We start from the raw sequence: 15,973 nt of genomic DNA, 5'->3' as shown, positions 1-15,973 counted from the left end.
GGGCGGGCTCCGAACGACGCGAGGGGACGGGTGGCGAGGTGATCGTCGGGGAGGAGAACTCTACGTCTTGTTCGTCGGCGGCGACATGACCATGATGAACGAATGCGATCGAGGTTCGTCACTGCGCGTAACATCCTGAGTCGGGCCGTGGCGGCGTTGGCCGCGACGCTCGTGGTGTCGCTGCTGCTGCCCACCGCTCCGGCGTCCGCGCACGGCCAGTTGGCGACCTCCACCCCGCTGACCGGCACGGTCGTGCGCGAGCCGCTGACCCAACTGGCCCTGTACTTCACCGAGAAGCCGGCCGCGAACGCCTACTTCACCATCACCGGGCCGAACGGCTCGCGGGTGGACAGCGGTTGGTCCTCCGGCGAGCCGAAGCGGCTGGACAAGCCGGTCACCGAATATTTCAAGGTCAACGGCGTGTTCGAGCCACGGCTCTACCACACCGGTTTCCCGGCCCTGGTGACCGTCGCGCACTGGCCGGCGAAGGGCCGCTACACCGCCAGCTATCTCTCCGTCGCCTCGGACGGCGAGACGGTCCGCGGCAGCGTCACCTTCGACTACCAGGGGCGCAGCACGGCCGCGCCGGCCGGCTGGGCGGCACCCACGGCGGGGCCGGACCCGGCGCTGCTGGCCCAGGCCGAGGGCGAGGGATCGGCCGCCCCCGCGGCGACCGACAGCCCGGTGGCCCCGACCGGCGCTCCGCCCGCCGCCGGCGAGGAGCGCTCCGGTGGCGGGTTCCCGGCCTGGCTGGTCCCGGCGCTGATCGTCGTGGTGGTCTGCGCGATCGTGCTGGTGGCGGCGCGCCGCCGACCCGCCGTGCGGGGGGCCGCCACACCGGGCCGCCGACCCGCCGGCCCCGCCCGCAAGGCCGGTGCTCCGGCGCGTCAGTCCGCCACCCCTCGCAAGACCGGTCGTCCGGCCCGGCGCGGACGGCGGTAGGGCCGCCCCGACATCCGGCATTCGCCGCGAATCACCACGGACTTTCGTACGGACATCGGGAACTTTTGATGTATCGACACGAAGCCATGGACACTCAAATCGAAACGCCTTAATGTCTCGACCCATCAACCCGGTGTTTCCGCAATGTCACTCGTCGGCGTCGAGGACGTTACGGAGCCGGGGCCGACGGCCATCCTCACCGCTGCCTCGCACCGGCCGTCGGACACTCCACCGCCTCCTGGAGGAACGATGGGCCCACGCCTGCAACGCCGACTCCACAATCCCGTCCTGGGTGCGCTCGCACTCGTCCTCACCACCGGCCTCTGGGCCGTTCCGGCCACCGCCGCCCCCGCGCAGGAACCGGGCGTCACGCTGCGCGTCTTCGACGTGCAGGTGCCACTGTCCGAGCTCTGCACCCTCAAGCCCGCGCAGACGCCCAACGTGGACAAGCTGATGTCCACGATCAACTGGACCTCGGCGGCCGACTTCGGCTTCGAGGACAACTTCGTCTCGCAGGTGCTCGGCAACATCACAGCCACCCAGGCCGGCAGTTACGCGTTCCGGCTCAGCAGCGACGACGGGTCCACGCTGGCGATCGACAACACCGTGGTGATCAACCACGACGGTCTGCACGGCGCCACCCCGCCCAAGGAGGGCGCCGTCACCCTCACCCCCGGTCCGCACCCGCTGCGCATCGACCACTTCGAACGGGGCGGCGGACAGCAGATCACCCTGGAATGGAAGACGCCCGGCTCGTCGTCCTTCGTTGTCGTACCCAACTCGGCGTTGAGCACCGACGCCGGTGTGGTCCGGGTGACCGCGCCGGGTCGCAAGGAGTGCGAGGGCATTGCCGACACCCCCGGCGACGGCCTCCCGCTGACCGGGGTGCACCCCGGCTACACGCTGACCAGTCTGCGGCCCGGTGGCTTCCAGCCGAAGGTCACCGGGATGGACTGGCTGGCCGACGGCCGGCTGGTCATCTGTACCTGGGGCGGCAGCGACCAGTCCGGCACCTCCCAGGACGGTGAGGTCTGGATCCTCGGCAACACCGGCGGCGCGACCACGTCGGGCGCCGTGACCACCAAGAAGATCGCCGGTGGCCTGAAGGAGCCGCAGGGGCTCAAGGTCGTCGACGGGGTGGTCTACGTGTCGGAGAAACAGCGGCTGACCCGGCTGGTCAACACCGGCGGCGACGAGGTTGCCGAGCGCCTGGACACCGTCGCCACCTGGCCGTACGGCGGCAACTTCCACGAGTTCGCGTTCGGCCTGCTCTACCAGGACGGGTTCTTCTACCTGAACCTGTCGGTGTCGATCAACTCCGGCGGCGCCACCACCAACCCGCAACCCGCCACCAACCGGGGCACCAGCCTCAAGGTCAACAAGGACACCGGCGCGGTCAGCTACGTCGCCGGCGGCCTGCGTACGCCACACGGCATCGGGTGGGGCCCGGAGGGCGGCATCTTCGTCACCGACAACCAGGGCGGCTGGCTGCCCGCGTCGAAGTTGGTGCACGTCAAGCAGGGCCGGTTCTTCAACCACTACACGAACCCGGCCGGCCCCTTCGACACCGCGGTGGTCACGCCGCCGGTGCTGTGGATGCCACAGAACGAGATCGCCAACTCGCCCAGCACACCGCTGTACCTGACCAGTGGCCGCTACGCCGGCCAGTTCGTCATCGGCGACGTGACCTACGGCGGCCTGCAACGGGCCAACGTGGAGAAGATCAACGGTGAGTACCAGGGCGCCCTGTTCCGGCTCACCCAGGGCCTGGAGGCGGGCGTCTCCGAGGTCAACATCGGCCCGGACGGCGCGATCTACGTCGGCGGGCTCGGCGCCGGTGGCAACTGGGGCCAGACCGGCAAGCTGTCGTACGGCCTGCAAAAGCTCACCCCGAACACCTCCACCACGTTCGAGATGCTCGCCATGCGCGCCACCACGACCGGCTTCGAGGTGGAGTACACCCAGCCCGTCTCGACGGAGACCGCCGCCGACCTGGCCGCGCACTACAAGCTCAAGCAGTGGCGGTACGAGGCGACCGCGAACTACGGCGGCCCGAAGATCGACGAGGAGACGCTCACCGTCACCTCGGCCACCCTCTCGGCCGACGGCCGGAAGGTCACCCTGACCGTCGCCGGCCGCAAGGCCGGACGGGTCGTCCACCTGCGGTCACCTCGCCCGTTCACCTCCACCGGCGGCCAGTCACTGTGGAGCACCGAGGCGTGGTACACGCTCAACTCGATCCCGGGCAGCCCTCCCGCACCCACCGGTGGCACCATCACCGGCGTGGGTGGCAAGTGCCTGGACGTCGACAACGCCGGAACCGCCGACGGCACGAAGATCCAGCTCTACACCTGCAACGGCACCGGCGCGCAGTCGTGGTTGCGCATCGGCGACACGTACCGGGTCCTGGGCAAGTGCCTGGACGTGGACAACGGCGGCACCGCCAACGGCACCAAGGTGCAGCTCTGGACCTGCAACGGCACCGGCGCGCAGGTCTGGCAGCCGCAGGCCGACGGGTCGATCCGCAACCCGCAGTCCGGCAAGGTCGTGGAGGCCGCCGCCGGCAGCACCGCCAACGGCACCCAGATCCAACTCGGGACGTACGCGGGCGGCGCGCACCAGAAGTGGGTCATCGGTGCCGGCGTGACCGGCTGACGTCGACGAGGGGCGCGGTCTGACCGGCGGGTCGGGCCGCGCCCCGCTCGTTCAGCGGAAGCGGGGACGCGGCGGCGGGAGCGGGAGCAAGGGTGGTCAGGGCGACGACTGTCGCCGTCGCCAGGGTCAGCAGGGAACGCGGGGACGCTCCTCGCATCGGAGCGCGAAGGCCCCCCGGGCCGGCGCTCACCACTGCGCGTTCAAACGGTCACGCGCAGTAGGGCCGGCATCGCACCCGGCACGCCAGGGACCGAGCGGTCATCGATACCTGGGCGTCCGGCGGTAAAGGTGTGGGTCAGGGGCCGTGCGGCAGTGGCTGGGCCAGCGCCCGCAGATCCGACGGCAGTTGGGCCAGGGCGTCCTCGAACTCCCGGTGCCCGACCACCCGGTGCATCGTCTGGAGGACGGCCCGAGCGCCCCGCTCGGCGGCGGGTCTGTCGATCCCGGCGCGGTCGGACACCCGGCGCAGAAACTCGTCGTAACCGAACGCCTCGGGCGACTCCGCGCCCTTGACCAGCAGCGGGCTCAGCTCGTCGGCCAGGTGGGGGGCCAGCGCGCCCGCCTCACCGCCACTGAGGCGCTCGGTGAGGGTCCGCAGCACAGCCTCGGTCAGTGGGCGCGCCTGCTCCGGCGGAATGCCCGCCCGCGCGGCAACCTTCTCGACGAACCCCAGCTCGGCCATGCCCCCGCCCTTCACCTCGGAAAGGCGTGCCTACCCCGGCCGACCGGTGGCAAACCCCGCCCGCCGACCTGGACGCCCACCGGCGCCACGGCCGGCGAGTCCTCCTCGCGCGCCCGGCCGGCCGTTCTGTTCGTTGCTCCGCGCGGTGCCGTCCCCTTCTCGTACGGTGAGGTCGGACCGGGAACCCGACGGCGGCCCGTGCCACAGGAGGAGCAGATGGCGGTGGACCTACCCGACGTGCTCGACAGGTACTTCCGGGCCGTCAACGACAGGGACCTGGATGCCTTCGTCGCCTGCTTCGCGGACACCGCGAGCGTCGCCGACGAGGACCGGCTCTACGACGGACGGGCCTCCATCCGCGCCTGGCGACAGAAGACCATGGATGCCTACTCGTACACGGCCGAGCCGGTGCGTGTCACACCGCAGGCGGGTGACTCGTACCTGGTCCTCACCCGGGTGTCCGGCGACTTCCCCGGCAGCCCGATCGAGCTGCGCTACCGGTTCACCCTGCGCGACGACCTGGTCGGCGCCCTGGACATCCGGCCGTAGCGGCCGCCCACCCGCCCGACAGGAGGAGACCACGTGCCGCGAGTCTGGCTCATCACCGGGTGTTCCCGGGGTCTCGGTCGGGCGCTCGCCGAGGCCGTGCTGGCCGACGGCGACCACCTGGTCGCCACCGCCCGCAACCCGGCCCAGCTCGACGCCCTTCGCGACAGATACGGCGACCAGGTCAGGACGGTGGCCCTCGACGTCACCGACGCCGCGGCCGCCCGCACCGTCGCCCGCACCGCCGTCGACACGTTCGGCAGCCTGGACATCCTCGTCAACAACGCCGGGTACGCCGACGTCGCCGCTATCGAGGACCTGCCGGAGGACAACTTCCGGGCCCAGATCGAGGCCAACTTCTACGGGGTGGTCAATCTCTCCCGTGCGGTCCTGCCCGCGATGCGCGACCAGGGGCACGGGCACATCGTGCAGATCTCCAGTGTCGGCAGCCGGGTCGCCAGCACCGGCCTGGGCGCGTACCAGTCCGCCAAGTGGGCGGTCAGCGGCTTCTCCGGGGTGCTCGCCAAGGAGGTCGAGGGGTTCGGGATCCGGATCACCAGCGTCGAGCCGGGCGCGTTGCGGACCGACTGGGCCGGCTCGTCGATGAGCATGTTGCCGATCAGCGACCCGTACCGGCCGGTCATCGATCCGGCGGTGCAGCGGCTGCGCCAGGCCAGCGGCAACCAACCGGGGGACCCGGCCCGTGCCGCCCAGGCGATCATCCGGATCACCCAGGTCGACGACCCTCCCCTGCGGCTGCTGCTCGGCGCCGACGCCGTGGCGGGCGCCACCGCCGCCGCCGAGGCCCTGGCCGCGTCCGACGCGCGGTGGCGCGAGCTGAGCGAGTCCATCGCCTTCGACCCGACCCCCTGACCGACGCGGCGACCGGGCGGGAGTACGGGCCGGTGTGTCCGTGCGGCTCCGGATCGACCGCCGAACGGGCGGGACGGCCATTGGGCCAACAGGTGACATGATGTGTGAACAAACAGCTGTCGCTAGGAGAAGGGTTGCTGCTGCCCGATGGCGCACTTCGCGGCTCGCACGTCCACCGCACCCGGGTCGATCGTGGTGACGTTCACCGGCGACCCGCTGATGGTGGGCTGATGCCGCCCGAGCGACCGGAGGCCGTCGCCGAGCAGAGCGTCCCCGCCGGCCTCGCGGACACCATGTCGTACCAGGTCGCGACGGACGTGCGGGCACTGCGCGCGTTCGTCAGCGTCGGGGCGCTGGCCCGGGGTCTGCCGGCGGAGCGGGTGGAGCTGCTGACGCTCGCGGTCAGCGAGCTGGCCACCAACACGTTGCAGCACACCTCCGGCGGCGGCCGGGTCCGGCTCTGGGCCGAGTCGGGTCAGCTGTTCTGCGACGTCGTCGACCGGGGGCCGACGCGGGCGTTCGGCCGGGGCATGCCGGCCGCCGACGCGATACGGGGGCGCGGGCTGGCGATCGTGGAGCAGATCTGCGACGAGGTCGCCGTGCTCACCCGCCCCGGCGAGACAGTCGTACGGATACGCCTGAGCCTGTGAACACCGCCGGCTGTCCACCCGCCGGCTGCCACAATGCGGACAGCCCGGGCCGACGGTGACACCGGGTCGACACCGATCGGGAGGACGGCACGATGCCGGACAGCGCACGCGAGGCGGAGTTGCTCGATGCCGAGCGGACCCTGCAGGACGCCCAGCGGGCCGGCGACGTGGCCGCCCTCGACCAGTTGCTCGTCGACCAGCTGATCGCCATCGGCCCGGACGGCCGTGCCTACCGCAAGCAGGACGACCTGGCCGCCCACCGGGACCGCCGCTCGGTGGTGCGGGAGCTGGTCGAGGAGGAGCTGGACCTGCTCGTGGTCGGCAAGACCGGTGTGACGTTCTTCCTGGGCCGGGTGTCCGGTGTGTTCGAGGGGGAGGCGTTCGCGGCCCGCCTGCGCTACACCCGGACCTGGGTCCACGACGACCCACACGGCTGGCGGGTCCTCGCCGCGCACATCAGCCCGGTCTGATGCGGGTCAGGTCTCTTCGTCGACGTCGAGCAGGCCCTGCTCGTCGAGGAACGCGAACCACCTGTCGTCGGCGGGGGTCAGCTCGGCATAACCCGGGCCGAGCACGTAGTAGTCCACGAAGGACCCCAGGTCGGGGGCTAGCTCCTCGAACGCGTCGGACATGAACCACTCGGTGCCGGTCGGTGGGAAGTACCAGATGGCGCCCGTGCCACGGTCCATGAAGATCGGCTCGTCGCTGCGGGTCCCGATCACCAGCCAGCCCGGCCGGTCCTGCGGGATCGAGGAGAAGTCCGGCGCGTAGTCGAGGTGGTACTGGACCCCCGCGAGGGTCGCCGTGGACGCCAGCTCGACCCGACCGGCGCGCAGCCCGTCGGCGACCAGCAGCAGATCCCGCAGGTCGTCCGGCAACCCGACCGGCACGGCGTCGATGGCGGCACCCTCGCCGAACTCGGCGAACGCCACGCTCGCCGGCTGGTCGGCCAGGTCCACCCGCAGCTCCTCGATGAGCTGCCGCAGCTCGGGGATCAATCCACCACCTCTGTTCGGATCAGGTCCTCCTCCGGTCGGCCCGGATCTGCCCTCAGCTCCACGAACCGGTGCGCGTGTTGGTTCTACCACGCACCGGCCCGTGGAGGCGTCAGCTCGCCGAATCGCCCAGCCTGGCCGCCACCACCAGGTCGTTGAGCCGCGCCATCCCGGCGGGTTGCGCGGGCAGCCGGGTGTCGCGTTGCGCCTGGTCGAGCCGCTCCGTCAGCTCAGCGAGGTCACCATCCAGGACCGAGCCGGCGACGAGGTCGTCCAGCCCGCCGTGTTCGGCGGCCGGGTGCCGCCGTCGAGTCGTTTCCTCAGCTCACCACGGCGTCGATCGGGCCGACGCGCAGGGTCCCGTCGGTGAGCGGCGTGCAGCGGATGCCGCCGGTGGTGCGCAACGCCTTCCAGGCCCCCGGCCCGATGGTGACGTCCATCCAGGCGCAGGGCCGGGCCGCCCGGTTGACCCGCAGGCTGACCGGGCCGTCTCCGGAGTCCAGGACCAGCACCCTGCCGATCAGCCCGTCCACCGCGATCCCGGTGGTGAGGATGTTGCGCCGAACCTCGGCCAGGCCGATGCCGACCGGCAGTGACTCCTGGGCGATGACAGTGACGCTGGCGTCGCGGTGCGCCTGCTGGCCGAAGTACCTGTCGCCGACGATGCCGAGGTGGGCCCGGATCCGGACGGCGTCGACCAGCTCACCGGGTGGGGCCGGCGCCGGGCCGTCGGCGGGCCGGCCCAGGAAGCGGTGCACGGGCGAGGCCAGCAACTCGACGATCTCCGGCATGGCAGGGATTCTACGAACCGGACCGGGTCCGGCGGGCCAGGTCGGCGGATGACCCGGCGGGGCCGGCGGCGCGCGGCCCTCCCGGCGCATCCGCGGGTGCAGAGCAGAGGGGCCACACCCGGTTCAGGCCGGCCGGCCGGTGACGGTGAGGTCGCGCACCCGGCCCACGTTGTCGAACGAGCCGAAACCCACCCGCCCGGAGCCGAACGTGGTGTCCGTCGCGGTCATCAGCGGGTCGGGGCGCCCGTCGACGTGGACGGCGATCTCGCCGCTGGCCGGCCGGTGCACCACCCGCACGCGGTGCCAGTCGGCGTCGGTGATCGCCGGGTCCGCGCCACGGGATCGGCCGTCCCACTGCTGGTCGATGCGGTTCCGATCGGCGTTGTCGACAACGAAGATGCCGTTGTGCGGGTAGATCGTGTTGTCGGTGCACAGGTGGGCGTAGTAGAACTCGGTGTCCGAACGCCAGCCGAAGACGATGATCACGTCCCGGTTGGTGACCTCCACCGGGGTGTCCAGTCGTACCCACGCGTCGATCTCGGCCGACGACCAGGCCGGGCCGGCGGTCAGCACTGCGTACTCGAAGGGCCGGCGCGGCCCCGGCCGGCTCTCGCCGGCCTCGGCGAGGACGACCTGGTCGTGGGTGAACCGCCACCTGGTCGGGGTCACCGGCGCCCAGTTCGACGCGCCGGCGGTGCGGCGCAGGGTGGTGCCGCCGACGTCGCCGTCGGCGAACTCCCGCGTGCCGCTCACCGTCCCGATCCTGCCACTCAGACCGCCAGGGCCGCCCGGACCTCCCGTTCCGCGGTGACACCGCCGTCGCCGTGCGAGGTGACCCGGCCGGACTCCAGCACGTGGTAGCGGTTCGCCACCCGCAACGCGAACCCCAGGTGCTGCTCGACGAGCAGCACACTGAACCCGGACTGCCGGGTCAGCTCGACGATCCGCTCCTGGATCTCGGCGACCACCGACGGCTGGATGCCCTCGGTCGGCTCGTCGAGCATCAGCAACCTCGGCCGGGTGATCAGTGCGCGGGCGATGGCCAGTTGCTGGCGTTGGCCGCCGGAGAGCAGCCCGGCCCGCCGCCGCAGCAGCGGGCGCAACGCCGGAAACAGGTCCAGCACCTCGGCGGTGGCCACCGCCCCGTCGCGCCGCCCGTCGGCGACGAGCCGCAGGTTCTCCGCGGCGGTCAGGTGCGGGAAGCTCTGCTGACCCTGCGGGACGTACGCCATCCCCCGCGCCACCCGCTCGTGCGGCCCGAGCCGGGTGACGTCATCGCCGTCCAGCTCGATCGTGCCGGCACTCGGGCGCAGCAGCCCGGCCGCGACCCGCAGCAGCGTGCTCTTGCCGGCGCCGTTGTGGCCGAGCACGGCGGCCACCCCGTCGGGCGGGACGGTGAGGTCCACCCCGTGCAGCACCCGAGAGCGCCCGTACCCGGCGTGCACCCCGCGCAGTGTCAGCATCATGCCTCCAGGACCGTGGGGGCCGACCCGGCGTCGACCGGGTGGCCAAGGTAGACCTCCTGCACGCGCGGGTCCGCCTGGACCTGCGCCACAGTGCCCTCGCTGAGCACCCGACCGGCGTGCAACACGGTGACCGTGCGCGCGAACCGGCGCAGGAAATCCATGTCGTGCTCGATCACCACCACCGTGCGATCCCGGCTCACCGTCTCCAGCAGGGCACCCGTGGCGTCGCGTTCCTCGTGGCTCATCCCGGCGACCGGCTCGTCGAGCAGCAGCAGCCGGACATCCTGCACCAGCAGCATGCCGATCTCCAGCCACTGCTTCTGGCCGTGCGCGAGCGTCCCGGCGAGGTCCCCGGCCCGTCCGGCCAGACCGATCGTCTCCAGTGCCGAGGCCACCTCGTCCGGGATACCCCGGCGACGGCGGGCCAGGGTCGCCCAACTGCGCCGGGCCCCCGCCGCGATGTCGAGGTTCTGTAGGACCGACAGTTCCTCGAAGACCGTCGAGGTCTGGAAGGTGCGCCCGATGCCCAACCGGCTGATCCGGTGCACCGGACGGCCCAGCAGCTCGTGTTCGCCGAACCGGACCGAGCCGGTGGCCCGGACCAGGCCGGTGATCGCGTCGACAAGTGTGGTCTTGCCGGCGCCGTTGGGCCCGATCAGGAACCGGATGTCACCGGCGGGCACCTCCAACGAGACCCCGTCGACGGCGGTGAACCCGTCGAAGCTGACCCGCACGTCACGGACGGACAACCCGTCCAACCGCTCGTCGCTCATGCCGCCGGCACCTCCGCCCGTTCGGCGCGTCGCCGCGTCGTCGGTAACCACCCACGCCCGCGCGCGTCCGCGCCGCCGTCGCGGCGGCGGGCCAACGCCCACAGCGACGCCAGGCCACCGGGAAGGAACGCCACCACCACGACGAAGAGCAGACCCTGGAGGTACGTCCAGGTGCCGGGAAAACGTTCCGACAACGCGGTACGCGCCCAGGCCACCGCCACCGCGCCGAGCACCGGGCCGAGCAGGGTGGCCCGGCCGCCCACCGCCACCCCGATGACGAACTCGATCGACGGGACGATGCCGATCAGCGCCGGCGAGATGATGCCCACCGCCGGCACGAACAGCGCCCCGGCCAGCCCCGCCATACCGGCCGCTACGACGTACGCGACGAGCTTGACCGACGCCGGGTCGTAGCCGAGGAAACGGACCCGCTCCTCACCGTCGCGGACCGCCACCAGCAGCTCCCCGTAGCGGCTCTGGATGAGTTGGCGGGTCAGCGCGAGCAACGCCAGCAGCGTGCCGGCGATGATGAAGTAGACCATCCGCTGGTTGACCGGGTCGTCGAGGTTGTAGCCGAAGAAGCCCTTGATGTCGGTCAGCCCGTTGGTGCCGCCCGTGGTGCCCTGCTGCCCGATCAGCAGGATCACCATCGCCGCCGCGAGCGCCTGGCTGAGGATCGCGAAGTACGCGCCCCGGACCCGACGGCGGAACACCAGCGACCCGAGTCCGAAGGCGACAGCCATCGGCAGCAGCACCGTCGCGGGCAGCGCGAACCACGGGCTGGCGAACGGCCGCCACCACAGCGGCAGTTCGTCGAGCTGCCCGTACAGCTGCATGAAGTCGGGCATCCCGCCCGGGCCCGCGTCGGCGAGCTTGAGGTGCATGGCCATCGCGTAGCCACCGAGGCCGAAGAAGACGCCCTGGCCGAGGGTGAGCATCCCGCCCCGGCCCCAGGCGATCCCGATGCCGACCGCCACCATGGCGACGCAGAGGTACTTGGCGAGCAGGGCCAACCGGAAGTCCGACAGCACCAGCGGCGCCACGGCGAAGAGCAGTGCGGCGCCGAACGCGAAGCCGGCCGCTGTCCGCAGCCGGGAGCGGCGCGCGGGCGGGCCCGGCGGTTCGGCGCCGGCGGGTGCCGGGTGCACGGCGGTGCTGGGCGGCGCGGGGGTGACGGCGGTCATGCGAGGCTCCTGGTCCGCAGGGTGAACAGGCCCTGTGGCCGCCACTGGAGGAACGCGACGATCGCCACGAACACGATCACCTTGGCGACGCTGAGGGTGGTCAGGTACTCCCCGGTGGCCTGGAGCACGCCGAGGGCGAAGGCGACTATCACACTGCCCTTGAGCTGGCCGATCCCGCCGACCACGACGACCAGGAAGGCGTCGATGATCAGGTTGGTGCCCATGGTGGGGCCGATCGGGCCGAGCAGGGTGAGCGCCACTCCGGCGAGCCCGGCCAGACCGGAGCCGATGAAGAAGGTCGTCCGGTCGACCCGGGCGGTCGGGATGCCGGACACCGCGGCGAGGTCGCGGTTCTGCACGACCGCCCGAATGCGACGCCCGAGCGGGGTGAGCCGCAGCGCCAGGGTGAGCGCCGCGACCGCGGCCAACGCCAGGGCCAGGATGAACAGCCGGTTGTTGGCGATGGTCAGCCCGCCGGGCAGCGCCACGTTGCCGGTCAGCAGCTCGGGGGCGCGGGTCTGCACGTTCGGGCTGCCGAAGACGTCGCGGGCCAGTTGCTGGAGCATCAGCGACACACCCCAGGTGACGAGCAGGGTGTCCAGTGGCCGGGCGTAGAGCCGGCGGATGAGCAGCATCTCCAGCAGCACACCCATGGTGCCGGCGACCACGAACGCCACCGGCAGTGCGACCGCCAGTGACAGGCCGGCCCCGGTGATGCTCTGTTGCAGGACATATGTGGTGTACGCGCCGGCCATGATGAACTCACCGTGCGCCATGTTGATCACGTTCATCTGGCCGAAGGTCAGCGCGAGGCCGAGAGCGATGAGCAGCAGCACCGCGCCGATGCTGATGCCGGTGAAGAGTTGACCGAAGAGGACTGTCACGGTGGGTACTCCGTACTGCTGGTCGGGTGGCCCGGGCGGACCGCGCGGCAACGCGCCCCGCCCGGGCCGGCATCGTCAGCTCAGGCCACTCGCCCACGGATAGGTCTTGAGGTACGGGTCCGGCTGCACCGGCTTGCCGGAGTTCCACACCTCGGTGATCAGACCGTCCGCGCCGATCTTGCCGATCCGGGCGGTCTTGGCGATGTGCTGGGTCGGTCCGTCGACAGTGACAGTGCCCTCCGGCGCGTCGAGGGTGATCCCCCCGGACGCGGCGCGGACCTTCTCCACGTCGAAGGCGCCGGCCTTCTCGACCATCGCCTTCCACAGGTGCACCGCCACGTACGCGGCCTCCATCGGGTCGCTCGTCGGCTTGTCCGCCCCGTACTTGGCCTTGTACGCGGCCACGAACTTCGAGTTCGCCGCCCCGGGCGTGGTCTGGTAGTAGTTCCAGGCGGTCAGCTGACCCTCCAGGTACTGGGTGCCGATGCCCTTGACCTCCTCCTCGGCGATCGACACCGACACCACGGGCATCCCGGTCGCGGTCAGGCCCGCCGACTTGTACTCCTTGAAGAAGGCCACGTTGCTGTCACCGTTGAGGGTGTTGAACACGGCGTCGGCCCCGGACGACTTGACCTTGTTGACGATCGTGCCGAACTCGGTGGACCCGAGCGGCGCGTAGTCCTCGCCGGACACGGTCATCCCGTTGGCCGCCGCGTACGCCTTGATGATTTTGTTGGCCGTGCGGGGAAACACATAGTCACTGCCGACCAGATAGACCGATTTCGCACCCTGCGCCTTGAGGTAGTCGAGCCCGGGAACGATCTGCTGGTTGGTCGTCGCGCCGGTGTAGAAGATGTAGGGCGACTGTTCGAGTCCCTCGTACTGCACGGGGTAGAACAGCAACGCCTTGTTCTTCTCGAAAACCGGCTTGACCGCCTTGCGGCTGGCCGAGGTCCAGCAGCCGAAGACAGCGGCGACCCGGTCCTCGGAGATGAGCTTCTCCGCCTTCTCGGCGAAGGTGGGCCAGTCCGAGGCACCGTCCTCACCGACCGGCTGGATCTTCTTGCCGAGGACGCCGCCGGCCGCGTTGATCTCGTCGACCGCGAGCATGATGGAGTCGCGGACGGTGACCTCGCTGATCGCCATGGTGCCCGAGAGCGAGTTGAGCAGGCCGACCTTGACGGTGGAGCCGGAGACGTCGGCGGTGACGCCTGTCGCGCTTCCCCCGTCGGTGGTCTTGCTGCCGCACGCGGTCATCGCGGCCGCGGCGACCAGGGTCATGGCACCCGCCAGGATGCGGCGGCCCCGGAATAATGACATCAATTCTCCCCTGCGGTGCGCTCAAGTGGCGAATGGACGGTCGGTGCGGTCCGGTGGATCTGACGTGGGCGGTGCCGGGGTCGACGGGTGGACGCCACCGGGGCACCGCAGCGGATACGGGCAGGGAAAGCGTCGACCGGCATCATTGCGATCGTGTTTCCCGGCCCTTAATTGAGTGTTTCCCGCCGGCCGCGCGGCACGATCGCCAAAACAGCGGCCGACACCGTCCGGAAAGACGGTGTCGGCCGCTGGAAAGCTCGGAAAAATTGCCACCACAATGGTCGGCGAATGCTTTCGCCGATCGGGGACACACATTGGTGGCGACTGCCCGCAGGGGCAGATCCTTCACGCAGGAAGTATCTTAGGGCCGCAGCGGGTACGGCTGTCAAGGCTCACGTCGGCCCGGCCGGCGGTCAGAGCTGGGCGAGCACTGTGAAGTCGAGCCCGTCGGCCTCGGCGAGGTAGATGCGCTGACGTACGTGCCGCCGCCGCAGCCGCAACCGCCCGCGGGGCCCGTGGTACGCGACGGTGTCGGCGGCCGTCTCGATGGCCCGCACGTCGAGGGTGCGGGCCTGGCCGATCAGCGCGGCGAGCAGCATCACGCCCTCGTAGCAGGACTCCCCCAGGCTGCCCAGCGGCGGCGCCTCGACCCCGAACCGACTGGCGAACTCGCCGTGGAAGTCGAGGTTCTCCTGGGTCACCAGCCCGGCGAAGAAGCCCGCCGTGCTGAACAGCCGTCGGGTCGCGCCGGCACCACTGGCCAGCAGCATGTTCTCGTCCATCAGGGTGCTCAGCCGCAGACAACGCTGGTCCAGCCCGGATCGGGCGAACGCCCGGTTGAACCGCACCGCGTCCGCACCGACAAGCAGCATCACCACCGCGTCGGCGTCGCTGTGCTCGATGCGGCGCAGCACCTCGTCGAAGTCGTGCGCGTCCAACGGCAGAAAGTGCTGGCCGACCACCTGCCCGCCGCACCGCAGCGCGTATCGGTGGGCCGCCCGCGCCGTACGCCGCGGCCACACGTAGTCGTTGCCGACCACGAACCAGCGACGCACCCGCTGCTCTCCGGCGAGCAGCCGCATCGCCGGCCACAGTTGGGCATCCGGCGTCTCGCTGGTCAGGAAGACCCCCTCGGTACGCTCACCGCCCTCGTAGAGTGCGGTGTAGACGTACGGCACCCGATGCGCGACGCGGGGCGCCAGCGCCTGGCGCACCGAGGAGATGTGCCACCCCGTCACCCCCTGCACGGCCCCCACCGACACCAACGCCTCGACCTCGGCGGCCACCTCGGCCGGCGGCGCACCGCCGTCGACAGGCACCAGCCGCACCTCCCGGCCCAGCACCCCGCCGCACCTGTTGATCTCCTCGACCGCGAATTGCGCACACAGCTCGCAGGTCGGGCCGAACATGCCGGCCGGCCCGCGCATCGGGTAGACCAGGGCGATGCTGACCACGGCACGGTCGACGGTCAGCCACGGCGGTGCCGGCGCGGACATGTGCACATGATTGCCCGGCCCACGACGGAAGGCCAGAGCTCACCACGGACCGGGACGACTCGGTACCATGACAGAGCCACGGACCAGGGAGTTTCATGTCAGATGTGCCCGGGGCGCCAGCTGACCTGCTGCGCTCGCTCACCCGCGCCGAACGGCTGCTCTCCCGCCGGCTGGGCGCCGTCCTGGCCGACGACGCGCTGACCATCGAGGCGTGGCGGGTGCTCTGCCTGCTCGCCGACGGCCAGGGCCACCCGATGAGCGAGGTTTCCGCCGAGGCGTCACTGCCTCCCGGCACCCTCACCAAGCTTGTCGACCAGTTGGTCGACCGTAACCTCGTCTTCCGCCGGATCGATCCGATCGACCGGCGGCGGATCCGCGCCTACCTCACGGCGCGGGGCCGACGCGAGCACGACCGCCTCGACCAGCGGGTCCGCGCCAGCCTCGCCGAGCTGGGCCTTTCGGATCCGGGCCTCTCGGAGCTGGGCGTCGCGGACAGCAGCGCGCCGGGCGTGCCACCGACCGCCAACCTCGTACGCCAGCTCGACGACCTGATCGGCCGCCTCGACCCGGCCCGGCAGCGGGAGCACGCCGACGCGGCCGGCCCACACCGCTGACCCTCCCCCGACACCACAGAGAGCGTGATGCCTGTGCCACGGCCTGGAACGACGGCGGTGGCCGGGTCCGGGCCGCCCGCAACCCGGTCAGTGGCGCGGACC

17 protein-coding genes are annotated in these 15,973 nt (G+C 71.3%); 7 read left to right on the top strand and 10 right to left on the bottom strand.

The features are described 5' to 3' along the window. Positions 1 to 102: 102 nt before the first annotated feature. Together AB0A95_RS31795 and AB0A95_RS31790 are read left to right on the top strand one after the other, a co-directional pair. Complete coding sequence (locus AB0A95_RS31795; RefSeq protein WP_357559428.1) at positions 103 to 942, top strand: copper resistance protein CopC; 840 nt, start codon at positions 103 to 105, stop codon at positions 940 to 942. 249 nt (positions 943 to 1,191) lie between these two features. Beyond that, positions 1,192 to 3,597 (top strand): ricin-type beta-trefoil lectin domain protein, encoded by a 2,406-nt coding sequence (locus AB0A95_RS31790; protein WP_357559427.1) that lies wholly within the window; start codon positions 1,192 to 1,194, stop codon positions 3,595 to 3,597. Positions 3,598 to 3,892: 295 nt separating this feature from the next. Here AB0A95_RS31790 and AB0A95_RS31785 read toward each other — a convergent pair whose 3' ends face one another. Next, a complete protein-coding gene (locus tag AB0A95_RS31785; protein WP_357559426.1) occupies positions 3,893 to 4,279 on the bottom strand; it encodes a DUF2267 domain-containing protein in 387 nt (128 codons plus the stop codon). Between the two features lie 216 nt (positions 4,280 to 4,495). Here AB0A95_RS31785 and AB0A95_RS31780 point away from each other — a divergent pair, with 216 nt between their 5' ends. From AB0A95_RS31780 to AB0A95_RS31765, 4 genes are all read left to right on the top strand, one after another. Beyond that, complete coding sequence (locus AB0A95_RS31780; protein WP_357559425.1) at positions 4,496 to 4,828, top strand: nuclear transport factor 2 family protein; 333 nt, start codon at positions 4,496 to 4,498, stop codon at positions 4,826 to 4,828. Between the two features lie 33 nt (positions 4,829 to 4,861). Next, positions 4,862 to 5,698: an oxidoreductase gene (locus AB0A95_RS31775; protein WP_357559424.1), complete on the top strand. Its 837-nt coding sequence runs from the start codon at positions 4,862 to 4,864 to the stop codon at positions 5,696 to 5,698. Between the two features lie 230 nt (positions 5,699 to 5,928). Continuing rightward, on the top strand, positions 5,929 to 6,348 hold the full coding sequence (locus AB0A95_RS31770; protein ID WP_357559423.1) for an ATP-binding protein: 420 nt from the start codon (positions 5,929 to 5,931) through the stop codon (positions 6,346 to 6,348). Positions 6,349 to 6,440: 92 nt separating this feature from the next. Continuing rightward, on the top strand, positions 6,441 to 6,818 hold the full coding sequence (locus tag AB0A95_RS31765) for a nuclear transport factor 2 family protein (protein WP_357559422.1): 378 nt from the start codon (positions 6,441 to 6,443) through the stop codon (positions 6,816 to 6,818). Positions 6,819 to 6,824: 6 nt separating this feature from the next. On the opposite strand, the gene AB0A95_RS31760 is transcribed toward AB0A95_RS31765, so the two are convergent. The 9 genes from AB0A95_RS31760 to AB0A95_RS31720 form a co-directional block, all read right to left on the bottom strand. Beyond that, complete coding sequence (locus AB0A95_RS31760; RefSeq protein ID WP_357559421.1) at positions 6,825 to 7,346, bottom strand: SUKH-4 family immunity protein; 522 nt, start codon at positions 7,344 to 7,346, stop codon at positions 6,825 to 6,827. A 317-nt stretch (positions 7,347 to 7,663) separates the two neighbouring features. Further along, complete coding sequence (locus AB0A95_RS31755; RefSeq protein ID WP_357559420.1) at positions 7,664 to 8,134, bottom strand: molybdenum cofactor biosysynthesis protein; 471 nt, start codon at positions 8,132 to 8,134, stop codon at positions 7,664 to 7,666. 123 nt (positions 8,135 to 8,257) lie between these two features. Next, positions 8,258 to 8,887 (bottom strand): hypothetical protein, encoded by a 630-nt coding sequence (locus AB0A95_RS31750; RefSeq protein ID WP_357559419.1) that lies wholly within the window; start codon positions 8,885 to 8,887, stop codon positions 8,258 to 8,260. A 17-nt stretch (positions 8,888 to 8,904) separates the two neighbouring features. Further along, positions 8,905 to 9,600, bottom strand: a complete 696-nt coding sequence (gene urtE, locus AB0A95_RS31745; protein WP_357559418.1) for an urea ABC transporter ATP-binding subunit UrtE — start codon at positions 9,598 to 9,600, stop codon at positions 8,905 to 8,907. Beyond that, positions 9,597 to 10,373 (bottom strand): urea ABC transporter ATP-binding protein UrtD, encoded by a 777-nt coding sequence (gene urtD, locus AB0A95_RS31740; protein WP_357559417.1) that lies wholly within the window; start codon positions 10,371 to 10,373, stop codon positions 9,597 to 9,599. Before urtD ends, urtE begins: the two co-directional genes overlap by 4 nt. Beyond that, complete coding sequence (gene urtC, locus AB0A95_RS31735) at positions 10,370 to 11,557, bottom strand: urea ABC transporter permease subunit UrtC (protein WP_357559416.1); 1,188 nt, start codon at positions 11,555 to 11,557, stop codon at positions 10,370 to 10,372. Before urtC ends, urtD begins: the two co-directional genes overlap by 4 nt. Then, positions 11,554 to 12,441: an urea ABC transporter permease subunit UrtB gene (gene urtB / locus AB0A95_RS31730; RefSeq protein WP_357559415.1), complete on the bottom strand. Its 888-nt coding sequence runs from the start codon at positions 12,439 to 12,441 to the stop codon at positions 11,554 to 11,556. Before urtB ends, urtC begins: the two co-directional genes overlap by 4 nt. A gap of 75 nt (positions 12,442 to 12,516) precedes the next feature. Beyond that, positions 12,517 to 13,761, bottom strand: coding sequence for an urea ABC transporter substrate-binding protein (gene urtA, locus AB0A95_RS31725; RefSeq protein ID WP_357559414.1), 1,245 nt, complete (start codon positions 13,759 to 13,761; stop codon positions 12,517 to 12,519). Positions 13,762 to 14,174: 413 nt separating this feature from the next. Beyond that, complete coding sequence (locus AB0A95_RS31720; protein ID WP_357559413.1) at positions 14,175 to 15,257, bottom strand: substrate-binding domain-containing protein; 1,083 nt, start codon at positions 15,255 to 15,257, stop codon at positions 14,175 to 14,177. A gap of 95 nt (positions 15,258 to 15,352) precedes the next feature. Between AB0A95_RS31720 and AB0A95_RS31715 the strand changes: the two genes are divergently transcribed. Next, on the top strand, positions 15,353 to 15,871 hold the full coding sequence (locus tag AB0A95_RS31715; protein WP_357559412.1) for a MarR family winged helix-turn-helix transcriptional regulator: 519 nt from the start codon (positions 15,353 to 15,355) through the stop codon (positions 15,869 to 15,871). Positions 15,872 to 15,973 lie beyond the last annotated feature (102 nt).

This window comes from Micromonospora sp. NPDC049230 (assembly GCF_040647875.1).
In the GTDB taxonomy this organism is placed as follows: domain Bacteria; phylum Actinomycetota; class Actinomycetes; order Mycobacteriales; family Micromonosporaceae; genus Micromonospora.
The sequence above is the reverse complement of the archived record's forward strand: the minus strand, read 5'-3'. Positions and strand labels throughout refer to the sequence as shown.